General features: G+C 62.3%; 16 protein-coding genes. 7 read left to right on the top strand and 9 right to left on the bottom strand.

Annotated elements, in window-relative coordinates; translation table 11 throughout:
• Positions 1-11: 11 nt before the first annotated feature.
• The 6 genes from ACFWAD_RS05840 to ACFWAD_RS05865 all read right to left on the bottom strand — a co-directional run bounded on the left by ACFWAD_RS05840 (position 12) and on the right by ACFWAD_RS05865 (position 6,764).
• Complete coding sequence (locus ACFWAD_RS05840; protein ID WP_378542098.1) at positions 12-794, bottom strand: 1,6-dihydroxycyclohexa-2,4-diene-1-carboxylate dehydrogenase; 783 nt, start codon at positions 792-794, stop codon at positions 12-14.
• Positions 791-2,344, bottom strand: a complete 1,554-nt coding sequence (gene benC / locus ACFWAD_RS05845) for a benzoate 1,2-dioxygenase electron transfer component BenC (protein ID WP_378542100.1) — start codon at positions 2,342-2,344, stop codon at positions 791-793. Before benC ends, ACFWAD_RS05840 begins: the two co-directional genes overlap by 4 nt.
• 31 nt (positions 2,345-2,375) lie before the next feature.
• Positions 2,376-2,885: a benzoate 1,2-dioxygenase small subunit gene (gene benB / locus ACFWAD_RS05850; protein ID WP_378542102.1), complete on the bottom strand. Its 510-nt coding sequence runs from the start codon at positions 2,883-2,885 to the stop codon at positions 2,376-2,378.
• 11 nt (positions 2,886-2,896) lie between these two features.
• Entirely contained in the window at positions 2,897-4,294 is a 1,398-nt protein-coding gene (gene benA, locus ACFWAD_RS05855; protein ID WP_378542104.1) for a benzoate 1,2-dioxygenase large subunit, read from the bottom strand.
• A 260-nt stretch (positions 4,295-4,554) separates the two neighbouring features.
• Positions 4,555-6,183, bottom strand: coding sequence for a 4-hydroxyphenylacetate 3-hydroxylase family protein (locus ACFWAD_RS05860; RefSeq protein ID WP_003939685.1), 1,629 nt, complete (start codon positions 6,181-6,183; stop codon positions 4,555-4,557).
• An 11-nt stretch (positions 6,184-6,194) separates the two neighbouring features.
• Positions 6,195-6,764: a flavin reductase family protein gene (locus ACFWAD_RS05865; RefSeq protein WP_007729773.1), complete on the bottom strand. Its 570-nt coding sequence runs from the start codon at positions 6,762-6,764 to the stop codon at positions 6,195-6,197.
• Between the two features lie 273 nt (positions 6,765-7,037).
• Between ACFWAD_RS05865 and ACFWAD_RS05870 the strand changes: the two genes are divergently transcribed.
• On the top strand, positions 7,038-7,976 hold the full coding sequence (locus ACFWAD_RS05870; protein WP_378542106.1) for an AraC family transcriptional regulator: 939 nt from the start codon (positions 7,038-7,040) through the stop codon (positions 7,974-7,976).
• On the opposite strand, the gene ACFWAD_RS05875 is transcribed toward ACFWAD_RS05870, so the two are convergent.
• Positions 7,973-8,743, bottom strand: a complete 771-nt coding sequence (locus ACFWAD_RS05875) for an IclR family transcriptional regulator (RefSeq protein ID WP_378447374.1) — start codon at positions 8,741-8,743, stop codon at positions 7,973-7,975. The genes ACFWAD_RS05870 and ACFWAD_RS05875 overlap by 4 nt on opposite strands.
• Positions 8,744-8,942: 199 nt before the next feature.
• Between ACFWAD_RS05875 and catA the strand changes: the two genes are divergently transcribed.
• The 5 genes from catA (at position 8,943) to ACFWAD_RS05900 (ending at position 13,769) form a co-directional block, all read left to right on the top strand.
• Positions 8,943-9,782 (top strand): catechol 1,2-dioxygenase, encoded by an 840-nt coding sequence (gene catA / locus ACFWAD_RS05880; RefSeq protein WP_378542109.1) that lies wholly within the window; start codon positions 8,943-8,945, stop codon positions 9,780-9,782.
• Positions 9,783-9,811: 29 nt separating this feature from the next.
• On the top strand, positions 9,812-10,933 hold the full coding sequence (locus ACFWAD_RS05885) for a muconate/chloromuconate family cycloisomerase (RefSeq protein WP_378531000.1): 1,122 nt from the start codon (positions 9,812-9,814) through the stop codon (positions 10,931-10,933).
• A 13-nt stretch (positions 10,934-10,946) separates the two neighbouring features.
• Positions 10,947-11,228, top strand: coding sequence for a muconolactone Delta-isomerase (catC, locus tag ACFWAD_RS05890; RefSeq protein ID WP_138870757.1), 282 nt, complete (start codon positions 10,947-10,949; stop codon positions 11,226-11,228).
• A 6-nt stretch (positions 11,229-11,234) separates the two neighbouring features.
• A complete protein-coding gene (locus tag ACFWAD_RS05895) occupies positions 11,235-12,152 on the top strand; it encodes a helix-turn-helix domain-containing protein (protein ID WP_378542111.1) in 918 nt (305 codons plus the stop codon).
• 153 nt (positions 12,153-12,305) lie between these two features.
• Complete coding sequence (locus tag ACFWAD_RS05900; RefSeq protein WP_378542113.1) at positions 12,306-13,769, top strand: benzaldehyde dehydrogenase; 1,464 nt, start codon at positions 12,306-12,308, stop codon at positions 13,767-13,769.
• A gap of 19 nt (positions 13,770-13,788) precedes the next feature.
• Here the strand turns inward: ACFWAD_RS05900 and ACFWAD_RS05905 are convergent, their stop codons facing one another.
• Positions 13,789-14,418: a response regulator gene (locus tag ACFWAD_RS05905; protein ID WP_378542115.1), complete on the bottom strand. Its 630-nt coding sequence runs from the start codon at positions 14,416-14,418 to the stop codon at positions 13,789-13,791.
• Entirely contained in the window at positions 14,415-15,602 is a 1,188-nt protein-coding gene (locus ACFWAD_RS05910) for a sensor histidine kinase (protein WP_378542117.1), read from the bottom strand. Before ACFWAD_RS05910 ends, ACFWAD_RS05905 begins: the two co-directional genes overlap by 4 nt.
• 169 nt (positions 15,603-15,771) lie before the next feature.
• On the opposite strand from ACFWAD_RS05910, the gene ACFWAD_RS05915 reads away from it, so the two are divergent.
• Entirely contained in the window at positions 15,772-16,362 is a 591-nt protein-coding gene (locus tag ACFWAD_RS05915) for a heme-binding protein (protein WP_378542119.1), read from the top strand.
• The last annotated feature ends 42 nt before the right edge of the window (positions 16,363-16,404 follow it).

A 16,404-nucleotide genomic window follows, 5' to 3' on the forward strand; every position in this document is an offset into this window, starting at 1 on the left:
GGAGGCTGGATTCAGCCGAGGTCGCCACCGGCGACGGGCAGAACCGTTCCGGTGACATACGAAGCCTCTTCGGAGGCAAGGAAAGTGATAGCAGCAGCCTGTTCGTCCAGGGTGCCGTAACGCTTGAGCAGCGACGAGTCGACGGTCTGGTCGACGATCTGCTGGTACCAGGCCTTCTCCTCGTCGGTCTCGGCGCCCGGTCCGCGTGCCACGACGCGTGGTGGCGCCTCGGTTCCGCCGGGAGCGGTTGCCACGACGCGTATTCCGTACTGCGCGACTTCCATCGCCAGTGCAGCGGTGATCGCGCTGACCCCGCCCTTGGCCGCCGCGTAAGGAACACGGTTGACACCGCGGGTGGCGACCGAGGAGACGTTGACGATGGTGCCGCTCGCCTGCTCGATCAGATGGGGCAGTACGGCGCGACACGTCCAGAGCGTGGGGAACAGTGATCGTGCGACCTCGGCTTGTATCTGCTGCGGCGTGTAGTGCTCGTAGGGTTTGGCCCAGATGGTCCCACCGACGTTGTTGATCAGGACGTCGATGCGTCCGAAGCGCTCCAATGCGGAATCTATTGCATTCTGGGCACCTTCGAACGTCTCGAGGTCCGCGGTCACCGAATGGGAACGCTCCAGCGGTGTCGCGATGTCGTGAACCAGTTCGGCTCGATCCACAAGCGCGACGGAACCACCTTCTGCGGAAATTCTTTCGGCAACGCTGCGTCCGATCCCCTGAGCCGCTCCGGTGACGACCACGACCCGGTCGTCGAACCGGCCGGCGAAGAATCTCGTGCTCACGACGCCACACTTTCCCGAGCGTCAGTGATGGCGCGGTGCATCGTCGACTTGGCGTGTTCGCTGTGCTGGACGATCAGATCACGGGCCGCGGCGCGATCATTCTGCTCGAATGCACGCACGATACGTGAGTGATCCTCCGCGACATGTTCGTCCACCCAATCGGCGGTGCGGAGCACTCGGTTCATCAGTTGTGTGACCTCGAGACGGTGGTATGCCTGCAGCAGCACTTCGTTTCCGGTGCAGCGGAAGAGGAAGTCGTGGAACAAGGCATTGGTTTCGGTGAATGCCGCTGCGTCCGTGAAGTGATCGCGGTCGATGGAAGTAGCCGAGTTCTCCGCCAGAATGCGGTACTCCGTCAACTGTGCCGGAGTGAGGCGGCCGATCGTGAGTTCCATTGCTCCGAGTTCGAGTGCCATCCGAGCGTCGAACTGTGCGTCCGACTCCGCGACCGGCAGATGTTCTTCACCGATCTCGTACGTGTCGGCCGCTGATTCTTCGGCCGAGGCTGCCGGTGAATCAGCTTGTGCTGCCGCGTTGTTGAACTTTTCGAAGTAGAAGTTCGTGGGTGTGATCGAGACGTCCTTGAAGTGCAGACGTACGGCTTCGACCATCGGCGGCGGGCCGCACAGGTAGACGTCTACGTTGCCGTCGTCGAGGTGATCGGGCTCGATCAAGCCCGTGACATAGCCCTTGTTCGGTGCTGTGCTGTCGGGATCGGATACGCAGTAGTCGAAGGTGAACTGGGGTAGAGACTCCGCGTAGTCGTGCAGTTTGTCGAGTTCGACGAGATCTGTGTCGGAGCTGACGCCGTAGACCAGATGAACGGGCCGAGTGGAGCTTTCGGTACGCATCTTCTCCAGTATGGAGAGCAGCGGGGCCAAGCCGGTTCCGCCGGCAAGCAGTAGGGCTCTCCGTTGACCTGACCGGAGGAAGAAGCTACCCATCGGTCCGGTCAGTTCGAGAGTGTCACCTATCTGCGCACGCTGACTGAGATACTCGGACATCAGACCACCCGGGGTGATCTTGACCAGGAACGACGCCGACTCGACCTCGGGGCCGGTGCTGAACGAGTACGACCGCGTCGCTTCGGTTCCGGGAACTAGGATGTTCACGTACTGACCGGGGAGGAAGACCAGATCTGCGCGGTTGTCGACTTCGACGGTGAAACCCACAGTCGAATCCGAATGGCGAATGATTTCGGTGATCGTGGACGTGTACGAACCGGCAGTGGTCTTGGCGACCGCCGACGTGGTGGGAATCTGCAGCACGAGATCAGATTCCGGCACCATCTGGCACGGAAGGCAGTAGCCCTGCTCGGCCTCGTCGTCCGTGAGGGCCTCCTCGATGTAGTCGCCCGCATCGAAAGTGCCTGACTCACAGAGTGATTTGCAGGTTCCGCAAGCTCCGTCACGGCAGTCGAGTGGAATGTTGATTCGTGCACGGTATGACGCGTCCGCGACGGTCTCGTCGGTGTTGCATTCGACGAAGCGGGTGATGCCGTCTTCGAAACTCAGGGCTACTTGAAAGGTCGGCGCAGCTTGAATACTCATGGGAAACAGCTCGATTCGAAGAGAAGTCGTGTCAGAAGTGGTAGATGTCGACCACGTGATGGATGTAGTCGTTCTTTAGGACTACCTTCTTCTTCATGATCAACGGCTGCTCGCCCGAGAAGTCGATCGTGTAGTGCGAGGTGCCGAAGTAGGTGTCGACGGTGTTGTAGCGGAAGTACAGCGTGAACCAATTGAAGCGGACGTCGACGACGAAGCCGCGTTCGTCGATCACTTCCACGTTGGTGATGTTGTGGCCGGTGCGGGGCTCGGGAAGGCTTGTCGCGCTGGAACGGTCAGTCCTGATTCGGAACACGCGGTCCTCGATTCCGCCTCGATTCGGGTAGTAGATGAGCGAGATCTCCGCGTGCGGGTCCGTGGTCAGCTCGCCGTCGTCGGCCCACGCCGGCATCCAGTACTCGGAATCGGGGTGGTAGCACTCGATCCACTTCTCGAACTCGCGATCGTCCAGATGGCGAGCCTCACGGTAGAGAAACTGCTGCACTGTTTCGAGGGCGACGGCATTGGTGGTGGTGACAGTCATGATGATGGTCCTCAGATGGTCCGGGCAGAAGCGGCGTGCTCGGCATCTACGGCCGCAAGCATGGCGTCGCGCCAGTATCCGTGCTGAATGGGATACAAGCCTTCGTCTTCGGTCTTGGCTCCGCTCGAGAGCACGCGATTCATGCCGAGATCCTTCGCGACGTCGTTCGGACCGGGAATCTGGTGTGTGACACCACGGCTGAGGTCGTTCCACGGGGCGCCGGCCGCCTGGTAGGTCTTCTGGCAGGAACGGAACTCTTCGAGATCGTCCGGGGTGGCCATACCGCTGGCATTGAAGAAGTCCTCGTACTGACGGATGCGGTTACTGCGAGCGTCGGCGCTCTCTCCCTTGGGAGCGATGCAGTAGATGGTGACTTCGGTCTGGTCCACGGAGATCGGACGGAAGTGCCGGATCTGGCTGCTGAACTGATCCATGAGGTAGACGTTCGGGTACAGGCAGAGGTTCCTCGACGCACCGACCATGAATTCTGCTTTCTTGGAACCGAATTGAGCTTCCAGCTCCGCTTTGCGTTCGAACAGTGGACGGTCCTCGGGATTGCCCCACCACATCCAGAGCAGGAGGTGGCCGTAGTCGTAGGAGAAGTATCCACCGCCCTGCTTGCCCCAGGTGCCGGCATCCATTGCTTTGGTCTCGTTGGACGATTCACCGGCGGTGCGGCGAGCGGTGGTAGCGGCGTAGTTCCAGTGCGTCGAGGACACGTGGTAGCCGTCAGCACCGTTCTCGGTCTGCAGCTTCCAGTTGCCGTCGTAGGTGTAAGTGGAAGCGCCGCGCAGGACTTCGAGTCCGTCGGGTGATTGATCGACGATCATGTCGATGACCTTCGTGGTGTCACCGAGGTGCTCTTCGAGTGGCAGTACGTCGGGGTTGAGGCTGCCGAAGAGGAAGCCGCGATAGTTCTCGAACCGCGCCACCTTGGTCAGGTCGTGTGAGCCGTCTTTGTTGAACTGTTCCGGATAGCCGCCGGTGCGAGCGTCTTTGGCCTTGAGGAGCTTTCCGCTGTTGTTGAAGGTCCAGCCGTGGAACGGGCAGGTGAAGGTGGTTCGGTTGTCGGTCTTACGGCGACAGAGCATCGCACCGCGGTGGCTGCATGCGTTGATCAGCGCACCCAATTCGCCGTCCTTGTTGCGGGTGATCACGATGGGCTGACGGCCCATGTAGGTGGTGAAGTAGTCGCCGACGTTCGGGATCTGGCTCTCGTGCGCGAGGTAGATCCAATTGCCCTCGAAGATGTGCGTCATCTCGAACTCGAACAGTTGCTCGTCCGTGAAGACGCTGCGCCGTACCTGGTAGCGGCCGGTCTCCGGGTCCTCGACGAGCGCGTCGTCGAGGGCAGCGCGGATGTTCGCGAACTGGTCGGTGCCGGGGGCAGCGTCCAACATATCCGTCATGGGTGTCCTCCAGATAAGAGTGGGCGCCGACCGAGAAATCCGAGGGCTGTCGGACAAAGTCGGAGGGACCCGCTTTCCGGACGGGGCTGCGTCCGGTACTGAATTCACCTTGACATCGTGTGTCTCGGGTCACACTAGGCAATTGCCTAGTCCTGACCAAGGGTGCAGTGTTCGTCGAATTCTGCTGATGGGCCGTGCCTGCTGAAGACGACGACCAGGGCGGACTCGACATCGCGAGTCCGCCCTACCCACCGAGTGGGCTACCGGTTCTTGAAGAAGGAGACGTCGTCGTTGCCGATGAGGTCAGGAACCGTCCAGCCGTCGAGGTCGTATTCACTCAGGCACTGCTCGGCCAGTCCCTTCATGGAACTGGCGTGCCCGCGATTCTGGGCTGCGAACAGCAGTTCCGCCTTGACGTTTTCGTGATTGCCGGAGTAATTGCGTTCGTAGAGTTCGTGGCGACCGCCGAACTCGGTGCCGATCGAATCCCACAGCGCCTTCATGACTTTCACGCGGTCTACGGCGGTGATGCCGTCGGAACCGCGAACGTACTTGTCGAGGTACGGACGCACGTCCGGGCTCTTGAAGTCGAGTGAACTCGAAGGCAGGTAGATCAGGCCCGACGCCACGTCCTGCTCGATGATCTCCTTGATCCGCGGGTACCCCTGGATCATGAACATTCGATAGGTGAGGCCGTACTCGAGCTTCGGTATCACCGAATCGCCGACCCACTGTTCGGGATCGCGTGCCATCGATTCGGTCAACGACCAGAAGAGGTTTCGCCAACCGATCACCTCACCGACACGGGTCTGGACTCCGCGGAAGCCGCCGGCGCCGGTGGCTTCGAGTGCCTTCATCAGCAGTCCGGCGATGAAGTCGAGCTTGACGGCCAGGCGAGTGCAGCCCTGAAAGGTGAAGCGCGGCAGGAATCCCGACTGAGGGAAGAATGCGTTGATTCGGTCGACGTCGCCGTACATGAAGACGTTCTCCCACGGAACCAGCACCTTGTCGAAGACGAAGATGGTGTCGTTCTCGTCCATGCGGCTCGACAGCGGATAGTCGAATGGACTGCCCATCACCGCAGCATGTTCGGTGTACGAGGTGCGGCAGATCAGCTTCACACCCGGCGCGTCCATCGGCACCGTGCAGATCAGGGCGAACTGCTTCTTCTTGATCGGCAGGCCGTAGTGAGCGATGAAGTTGTAGTTGGTGATCGCCGAGCCGGTGGCAACCACCTTCGCGCCGCTGACGATCAAACCTGCGTCGGTTTCCTTCTCCACCTTCATGAAGACGTCGCCGACCTCGTCTGGTGGAAGTTGGCGATCCACCGGGGGATTGATGATCGCGTGGTTCCAGTACAGAACCTTCTCCTGCGATTCGCGGTACCAGCGTTCGGCGTTGTCCTGGAACGGTGCGTACAACTCCTTGTTGGCGTGGAGGGTTCCCAGGAAACTTGCCTTGTAGTCGGGGGAGCGGCCCATCCAGCCGTAGGTCATACGTGCCCACGTCGCGATGGCGTCGCGTTCCTTGAGCAGATCAGCCGACGACGTCGGAGTGCGGAAGAACGGCATGGTGACACCGCCGTTGCCCGTGTCCGTCGGAACGGTCAAGGCATCCACGTGTTCGCCCGTATGCAGAGCGTCGTAAAGCCTTGCGGTCATGCGGATCGGATTCCGGAACGCGGGGTGCGTCGTGACGTCCTTGACGCGATCACCGTGAAGCCAGATCTCGCGACCGTCCTGCAGGCTCGAGATGTACTCGTCACCGGTCATCGGTCGAGTGGCGAAGTTCTTCGTGCGGTTGGCTTCACAGTCGGCGGCCGGATTGACCTGTGGCGCTCCGGAATCTGCGGGGTCGACGCCGGTGGGAGGGATTTCGGTGGTCGTCATGGCAAAGCCTTTCAGATCGTTTGGGGTGCGGGCTGAAGATGAATCGGGGTGAACGAAGTGGTGGCGTCGAACCAGCCGCTGTGGGGGTCGTCCTGACTTCCGTTCCAGACTGTGGTCGACGAGGTAGCGCCTAGATCGTGAAAAGTGCTTCGGTAGAACAGAAGCGGATCCTTGCCACTCGACTGAGCGTCGACGATCTCGCCGATGAAGATGATGTGGTCACCGCCGTCGTACTCCCTCCACGGGACGCACGAGATGGTTGCTGCGGCGCCGTCGAGCAGGGGAGCGGTCGGTCCGTCGATCCACCTCGGTTCGGTGCGCTGCGGTCGGCCGGCAAAATGCATGGCCGTGTCCACTTGGTCGGAGGCAAGGATGTTGACCGCAAACGGCGCGTTGCCGAGGTAGCCGCACGCCTTGGACTTGCGAGTCATCGTGATCTGGCACAGCCGTGGTTCCAGGGAAATGGCCGTGAATGCGGTGACCGTGGCTCCGTGTGGTTGACCGTCGGCATTGGTACAGGTGATGACGGTGACGCCGCTCGCGAATTGACCGAAGATTCCTCGAAGCTGATTTTGTTCCATGACCGGACCTCCTTGTCGGATGGCGGTTGAGTGAGAGTGCCGCGAAGTGCGGGAGGGAAGTAGTGGGCGACTCGCGCCGGGAGTGAAGACGAACGTACGGCGGGCGCAGGCTTCGGTCGATCCGTACAGCGCGGTGGCTATCCGGATTGCGCACCCGATCGCGGCCCGTACCCGTTTTCTCTTGGAAGTGACCGGGGACACAGTGTTCAATGATGTTCAGCGCCCTTGCTCGGCAATGTGGCTGGTCACGGGTTTGGAAGGTGAAGAAGGACGATGGTCGACTCCATGATCGGTACAGCTCCCCGCGACTGGGACGAGGCGTGTCATGCGGTTTCGGACGCCTATTTTCCGCACACGCTGACGCCGTTGTCGCGGCATGCGGCCAGTGGAGTCGGGGTGTGCACCACCGAGTTGGGTCCGCTGCGGATCGCTCATATTCGGTGGGGAGCAGACGTCGCCGTCGAATCCGATCATCCCGGCGCCTATGGGGTGAACATCCCGCTCTCGGGTGAGCTCGAGTCGGTGTTCGCGGGCTCCCACGTGCTCTCGACGCAGGGGGTTGCGACGGTATGTCCGCCTGACATCACCACAAGAATCACGCGGTGGAGTGCGGACTGCGAGATCGTCGGAGTCCGGATGGACCGTCAGTACCTCGACCGCGAGATGGAAAAGGTCCTCGGTCGACCCGGAATGCACTTGCCTGATCAGGTGGATCTTCGGGGAGACGACGGGGCCAGATGGCTGAAATTTGTTCGCTCACTGTCGGATCAGATACTCGGCCCGGTCGGCGTGCTGCACAACGAACTGGTGGCAGGTCAGCTCTCCGGCGCCGTGGTCACGGCATTCGTCCTTGCTGCAATGCCTGAAAGCGAGGACGCGGTGAGCAACGCCAGGCCACGCATCGTCAAGCGTGTGCTGGACGAGATGCACGACGACCCGGCCCGCGTGTGGACCGCAGCGGAGATGGCCGAGGTGGCGGGCGTCAGCGTACGGAGATTGCAGGAGGGGTTTCGGCAGTACGTGGGCCGGAGTCCGTCGGAGTGCCTGCTCGACATCCGTCTCGAGCGGGTCCATGCAGATCTGGTGGATGCCGACGACTCGACGACGGTCACCGATGTCGCTGTGAGATGGGGTTTTACGCACACCGGACGGTTCGCGTCTTCCTTTCGGCGTAAGTACGGATTGCTGCCTTCCGAGGTGTTGAGGCGCTAGCTTCGGTAACCCATGTCCGCGCTGAGTTGGTTTGCCTTCTCGACGAGGAAAGGCGCGACGTCGGCGCGGAAGGCTTCCGGGGTTGTTCGTCCGGCCGAGGTCGAGCACGCTGTTACTCCGACGACGCTTCCGCCGGCGTCGCGGACGGGGGCGGCGAGGGAAATCAGGCCGTCTTCCAGTTCCTCGGACGTGAGCGCGTATCCCTGCTCGCGCACCACCCGAAGGGCGGTATGGAATGCGCCTTCGTCGGTGATCGTGGTGGGCGTGAGGGCGTCGAACGTGGAGTTCGCGATGACGTTGTCGACGATTTCGGTTGGCGCCCAAGCTAGCAGGGCCCGACCCATGGAGGTGGCATATGCAGGCACTCTGGTGCCGACGCTGACGTTGATGCTCATGATCCGCCGGACGGGTACACGCGCGGCGTAGACCACGTCGACGCCGTCGAGCACCCCGAGCGACGCCGACTCGTGGGTGTGTTCTGCGATCTCCAGCAGACGAGGGAGCGCCGCCTCCGTCAAGGCATGTGATGCCGAGAAGTGCTGCCCGATGCTCAGAACGCGTGGGGTGAGCGACCACCGACTGTTGTTACCGGTGACGTATCCGAGCTTCTGCAGCGTGAGGAGGATGCGCCGGACGGCTGGGCGGGAGAGGCCCGTTTCGGCGGCAAGATCGGCGAGCGACGGGTTGGGGTTCTTCTCGTCGAAGGCCGTCAGCACAGCAAATCCACGCTCGATGCTCTGGATGTAATCGCGATCGTTCTCGCTCACGGAATGGCCTTTCATCTGCGGGTATGCCTGTTCGACGCCTTCGAAGGTTGACAAACCTTGTGACTGGGCGCACAGTACAAGCGTACGCAGAGCGTAACAGATGTACGCATAGCGTACAACCCAAACTTGGGGAGCCGACTCAGCCCAGCAGTACGGCACCCACCCGGTAACAGCCACATACGGCCCCGAGGAGGACCACATGACAACTTCCGAGAGCCCCACCGCAGTAGGTTCGGGCACTGCCGCCACCGACAAGTTCCTCCAGGAACGGGTCAGCGCGGACACCCCGCCCGAGCGCGTCTCGGCCATCGCCAAGGACGTTCTCGAGGCACTCGCCGGCGTCATCGACAAGCACGGCATCACCTACCCCGAGTACCGCGTCCTCAAGCAGTGGCTCATCGACATCGGCCAGTTCGGCGAGTGGCCCCTGTGGCTGGACGTCTTCCTCGAGCACAACGTCGAGGAGGTTGCGTACCGCGGCCAGCACGGCACCAAGGGAAGCATCGAGGGCCCGTACTACGTCGCCGATGCCAAGACGTTGCCTGCCAAGTGTGAACTTCCGATGCGTGAGAACGAGGTTGGATCGAAGCTGGTCTTCGAGGGTCAGGTTCGCGATCTCGACGGCAAGGGGTTGAGCGGTGCTACCGTCGAACTCTGGCACGCGGACGACGAAGGCTACTACTCTCATTTCGCGCCGCACATCCCCGACGGCAACCTCCGCGGAACGATCGTCGCCGACGACGAGGGACGCTTCGAGATCGCCACGATTCAGCCTGCGCCGTACCAGATCCCGACCGACGGCCCCACTGGCTGGTTCATCGAGAAGGCCGGCTGGCACCCGTGGCGTCCGGCTCACCTGCACCTCATGGTGAAGGCTCCCGGTAAGCGCACGATCACCACCCAGCTCTATTTCAAGGATGGAGAGTGGATCGAGAACGACGTGGCAACGGCGACGAAGCCCGAACTGATTCTCGATCCGAAGCCGGGTGCTGACGGAACCAACCGGGTCACATACGACTTCGTGCTCGATCCGGCCTGATCCACAACTGCTCAATAGAAAGTGATTTGATGACAGACCTGTCGATCGTCTCCATCGAGACGACCATCCTCGACGTTCCTCTGGTTCGCCCCCACAAATTCGCCACCACGTCGATGACGGCGCAGCCGTTGTTGCTGGTCGCGATTCGCACCTCCGACGGAGTGATCGGATACGGCGAAGGTGTCGTTCCGGGCGGGCCGTGGTGGGGCGGCGAATCGGTGGAGACGATGCAGGTCATCATCGAGAAGTACATCGCGCCGGTGGTGGTCGGCAGGCGCGTGGATCAGATCACCGCGATCATGGCCGACATCGAAAAAGTTGTTGCCAATGCACGATTCGCGAAGGCCGCCGTCGATGTCGCGTTGCACGACGCCTGGGCTCGTAGCCTGGGAGTTCCCGTGCACACGCTGCTCGGCGGGGCCTTCCGTGAGAGCGTCGACGTCACGTGGGCACTGGGCGCGGCGCCGGCGGCGGAGATCATCGAGGAAGCTCACGAAAAGCTCGAAGCCCGACTCAATTTCAGCTTCAAACTGAAGATGGGCGCACTCGATCCTGCCGTCGATGTTGCGCGCATCGTCGAGATCGCTCAGGCGCTCGACGGTCATGCCGGCGTCCGCGTCGACGTCAACGCGCGATGGGATCGCTTCACCGCACTGCGGTACCTGCCACAACTCGCCGAGGGCGGAGTCGAACTGATCGAACAGCCCACTCCGGCAGACCAAATCGAGGTCCTCGCCGAACTCAGCAGGCTTCTACCAATTCCGATCATGGCCGACGAGAGTGTGCAGACCCCACACGACGCTCTGGAAATCGCTCGCCGGAGCGCCGCCGATGTCATCGCCCTCAAGACCACCAAGTGCGGTGGCCTGCAGCGCAGCCGTGACATCGTCGCGATTGCCAAGGCCGCGGGTATCGCGTGCCACGGTGCGACGTCCATCGAAGGTCCGATCGGCACAGCAGCTTCGTTGCACTTCGCGTGCGCCGAGCCGGGAATCAACTTCGGAACAGAACTTTTCGGCCCTCTGCTCTTCAGTGAGGAATTGCTCCAGGAACCCCTGAAATATTCCGAGGGTCAGTTGCACCTCCCCGCCGGGCCTGGCTTGGGAGTCGAACTGAACATGGACGCCGTCAAGACCTGGACCAGGAACTAGAGGAAAAAGGAACATGGCACTCTTTCACGTTCGGATGGACGTCGATATTCCGCGCGACCTGGATCCGGAAGTTCGCGCCGATACCGTCGCGACGGAGAAGGCGTACTCACAAGACCTTCAGCGCCAGGGCAAGTGGGTTCATTTGTGGCGAATTGTGGGACAGTTCAGCAACATCAGCATTTTCGACGTCGAGTCGGCTGACGAACTGCACGAGATTCTCTGGAATCTCCCCTTGTTCCCGTACATGAGCATCGAGGTCATGCCGTTGACGCAGCACGGATCTTCGATCAAGTAGCCCGCCATGTCTGCCGTGTCTGCCACACCTCCGGGCATGCTGGAATCTGTGCAGCAGTGGCACTGCGAGATGTCAGAGACGTTCGGGGGCCTGTCCCCCGAGAGCTCCGTCGATGCCGCGCCTGTAGGCACGGTCAGCGGCGTAAGTCTCGGGGACGTAGGCGCTTTCGATATCACTGGTTCACCTCAGATACTGCGGCGGAGTACGCGCGCAGCAAAGCGACACGGTAGCGATCTGCTCAAGATCTGCACGGTCCGAACCGGGCGAGCGATCCTGCGCCAATCCGATCGCGAGTTGACGGCCCCGCCGGGCGCGATGATTCTCTACGACGTAGAGCGTCCGTACGCGTTGCGTTTCGACGGCCACTGGTCGTGCACCGTCATGACCGTACCCCGCGGCGCAATGAGTCTGACCGAACGAGAACTGAATTGCGCGCTCGCGCGCATCCACGACGGCCGGCGCGGATCCGGTGCATTGCTGCAGAACTTCATCTCGGGCGCTGTTGCATCGCAGGTAGACGGCAGCGCCGCAGGGCTTCTCGGAGATGCCGGAGTCAATCTCGCTGCGGCAGTCCTGGTGCAAGACTTTGCGCCCGCGACACCCGGAAGTTCCTCGCGTGAGGCGATCTTGCGATATGTGCTTCGGAATCTCGATGTACCGGACCTCTCGGTCGCGTCGATCGCCGGTGCGCTGCACATGTCACCGAGAACAATTCAGCGTCATTTCGGCGACGGGGGTCTGACCCTCAACGCGCTGATCCGTCGAGAACGGTTGATCCGTGTACGCCGCGATCTCACCGACGTCTCACTGCGCGATCACTCGATCTCCGTCCTGGCCGCGCGATGGTGTTTCCATGACGCACCGGCGTTTTCGCGTGCGTTCAAAGCGGAATTCGGTACGGCGCCGTCGGAAGTACGTCACTGATCTGTCGCATCCGAACAACGAACGTGTCCGATCACGACAACTCGGAGCCCGAATACCGGGGCAGAGTGTGTTCCAGATCGCTTTTCAAGCTCGCGAAGAGCTCAGGCCCGCGAACAGCGAGGGCCGCAGCGAAAGCTACGAATCGAGGAACTCATGACGAATCTGCTCGCTCATCAGCAATGGCACGGAAAGATTTTCGACGGCCAATGGATCGATGGGGGCGGTGACACCGTCGAGTCCGTCGAACCGGCTACCGGCGAGGTGCTCGGTGTGATCGGGACGGCGACTGTTGCGGATATCGATCGAGCGGCACACATCGCGTCGGCCGCGCAGCCGGCGTGGGCGGCCACGATCGGACAGGCCCGCGCTTCGGTGATCCGTAAGGCGGCGCAGATTTTGGAAGCCGAGCGAGCCGAGGTGGAGCGCTGGTTGATTCGTGAAGGTGGTTCCGTACCAGGGAAAGCCGCGTTCGAAGTTGATCTTGTCATCTCCGAACTGTGGGAGGCGTCGGCACTGCCGACACAGCCGTTCGGACACCTCCTGCCTGCCAGCCAGGAGGGGCGCACTAGCATCGGTCGCCGGGTGCCCCTGGGCGTGGTCGGCGTAATCAGCCCGTGGAACTTCCCGCTTCTCCTCGCCATGCGCGCTGTCGCGCCCGCCTTGGCGCTCGGAAATGGCGTCGTTCTCAAGCCGGACGTTCAAACCGCGATCAGCGGCGGCGCAGTCATCGCGGAATTGTTCACGGCAGCAGGTCTTCCGGAAGGTCTCCTGCATGTGCTCGCCGGTGACGCGGAGCCTGGTCAGGCATTGTGCGAGAGCCCCAGCATCGCGATGGTGTCCTTCACGGGTTCGACCGCAGTCGGCCGTCAGGTCGGGGCAACAGCAGGCCGCACGCTCAAGCGCGTCTCGCTCGAGTTGGGTGGGAACAATGCTCTGATCGTCCTCGACGACGCAGACCTCGATGCCGCGAGTTCGGCGGGTGCGTGGGGATCGTTCCTGCATCAGGGCCAGGTCTGCATGACCGCGGGCCGACACATCGTGCTGGAGTCGGTCGCCGATAAGTACCTGGACCTGCTGGCCAAGCGCGCCTCGGTCCTGCCTGTCGGGGACCCAAACACAGGTAACGTCGCTCTCGGTCCGCTCATCAACGCGAGGCAGATCGCCAACGTCGATCGAATCGTCCAGGGCACCAAGGCAGCCGGCGCCGAAATCCGCGCCGGTGGAACCTACGAAGGGCTGTTCTATCAGCCGACCGTCCTGGCCGGTGTCACCTCGGACATGCCCGCGTTCCGCGAAGAGATTTTCGGACCCGTGGCGCCCGTCGTGGTCGTCAAGGACGAAGACGAGGCTGTCAGACTTGCCAATGACAGCGAATACGGTCTGGTAGCGGCCATTCAAACAGGATCGGTGGAACGAGGCGAGCGGATCGCGGACCGCCTGCGGACCGGCATAGTGCACATCAACGATCAGACGTTGAACAACGATGCCTATGCACCATTCGGCGGTGCGGGTGCCTCCGGAAACGGCGCGAGATTCGGAACTCAAAGCAGCTGGGACGAATTCACCACCTGGCAGTGGCGAACCAGCCGGGCTGCCGCTCAGACCTTCCCGTTCTGAAGACGAAAGGATAACAAGGTCAGCGTATTCCGTCACGACGTAGTGCAACGGACACTGCGGCAGAGCGGGTATCTACGCCGAGCTTGGCGTAGATGTGCCCGAGGTGGGTTTTCACCGTCGCTTCGCTGATGAAGAGTGCCTTACCCAGCTCGCGGTTCGTCATCCCCTCGGCGAGAAGGCTGAGCAGTTCGGACTCACGCGCGGTGAGGGCTTCCTGCGGGCGCTGCATCTGCTGAACGAGACGGGAGGCCACGGTAGGGGAGAGAACGCTGCGCCCGGCAACCGCGCCGCGCACCGCTCCGAAGATCTCGTCGGGAGTCGAGTCCTTGAGTAGGTAACCGATGGCACCGGCGTCGACGGCCCGTACGACGTCGGCGTCGGTGTCATAGGTCGTGAAAACGAGTACGGGAACATCGACCCCGTCGTTGCGAAGCCGTTTGATCGCTTCCGCACCGTGCATGCCGGAGCCCATGTCCAGATCCATCATCACCAGATCAGGCGAGGCGGAAGGTATCGCCGTGGCCGCTTCCTCGCCGGACGATGCTTCGCCGACCACCTCGACGTCCGGCTGAGTGTCCAGCAGCGCTCTCAGCCCGGCGCGCACGACCAGATGGTCGTCGACGAGGAACACTCGAATAGCGGTGGTCATCGGATCCTCCGTTCGAGCGGGAACTGGGCCGCGACGACGGTGCCGTCTCCTGGTGCGCTTTCCACGGTGAACGATCCGCCGAGCTGAGCCACGCGGCTCCGCATCGCACGTAGGCCGTATCCACCGTACCGAGAATGGTCGGTGAGTTTTCCCGGATCGAAGCCGACGCCGTCGTCGAAGACGTCTACGGAGACGGAGTCGTCGAGATACGTGATCGTCACGCCCGCTGTTTCGGCGCGAGCGTGGCGGGCGATGTTGGACGACGCGCTCGAGACCACTCGCACGATGGCGTGAGCCACGTCCGGCGGCACGGCGACCGGTTCGCCCACAGTGCGAACCCGAACATCAGGGGTGAACTGGCGGGCGGCGGCAACGACCAGGGTGTCGAAATCGGCGGGGCCACCTTTGGCCGGTGCGAGGTCATGGACGAGGTCGCGGCTCTGCATCAGGCTCGTGCGGATGTTCTCCGTCGCGGCATCGACATCGGTTCGAGACGGCGAACCCGTTGTATTCCACGTTTGTTCGGCTGCCTCGAGCCGAAGTAGGGCGCTTGCCAGTCCCTGGGTAACGGTGTCGTGGATCTCGCGAGCGAGGCGCTCTCGTTCAGCGGCAACGCCGGCAGCCCGTTCGGTATCTGCCAGTGCCGACTGCGCTTCCGCCACCTGGCGCAGAAGCCGAAGGCGTTCTCGGGCATCACGTTCCATCTGACCGTACGCTGCCGCGACCAGTGCAGCGGTGCACAGAGGCCCGAGCAGGGTCACCAATTCGGCGCGACCGGTGACCCGGTAAAACGCGATACCGGCGAGGACCCCCAGGATCCCGACGAGGGGGTAGGCGATCTTGCTCGGATACAGACGAATGCAGAGGAAGAGAACCGGGAAGGCGCACCACGCGAAACTCGGTGCAAGCCAGACCAACGCTGCCCACGTGCTCAGTACCGGCCACATCCAGAGCCGTTGGCGAACCACCTCTCGCGAGGACACCGTAGCCATGACGGCGTAGAGCAGGGCGAGGACCACGGCCAGGACGAGCACCACCCCGAACCGACCGCTGGTGCCGTGGACTGCGACGTACCGAACGCCGGACGTGGACAGCAGCACGAAGAACGACGCGTGGATCGCGTACGCCAACGGACCGCGTAGGCCGAGGTCGGCGTCGGCATCCGTCGTGGCTCCACTGCTCATCCCTCGAATGTTACGGAGTGCGCCTGGCCCTCGTATCGACCATTCGGATGACATCTCGGTAGCCGTTGTGGGCACTGTTCGCCACCCGAGCGCCCGATGTGCGGACCCTCACCGGAACGCGACGCTGTATTGGACGGTTTCGAACCACTCGACTGAAAGTGTGCCCATCATGAACCACCGCATTTACACACGACTGCCCCGGACGCTTGCTATCGCCATTCCGGTTGTCGCGATCCTTGCGAGCGCCGCATGCTCGAGCACTGACACACCGGTGGCGAACGCATCGAGCACGACGTCGATTTCTGCCACGCAGCAGCCTGCTGCGAGCGGCGATTCGGCAGTTGTCACTCAGAATCGACTCAGCGCCGACGCAGCAGTGACGGCTGCCGGTGCAGCGCTGGCGAAATGCCGCGCCGACGGTCTCGGCTTCGTCACCGTCTCCGTCGTCGACCGTGCCGGCAATGTCATCGCCATGGTGCGCGGCGACAACGCAGCCCAGCACACGGTGGAAGCCTCACGCGAGAAGGCATACACCTCTGCGGCTTTCGGAGCCGACACCAGTGACCTCTTGCAGCGTACCAAAGGCGAAGGATCGACCATCGCCGACCTTCCCGGCACTCTCTTCCTTGCAGGTGGAGTCACATTGAAGGCTGGAGCCGGGTCGATCGCCGGTATCGGCGTCGGTGGCGCTCCAGACGGAATGCAGGACCAAGCTTGTGCCGCTGCTGGGCGAGACGCGATCGCTTCGATGCTCGGCTGAGTGAGCGCAGAGAGCGTGCTTCGTGAATTGTGCTTTTCGCCA

Origin of the sequence: Rhodococcus sp. NPDC059969 (assembly GCF_042738325.1) — a bacterium.
Lineage (GTDB): Bacteria > Actinomycetota > Actinomycetes > Mycobacteriales > Mycobacteriaceae > Rhodococcus_F.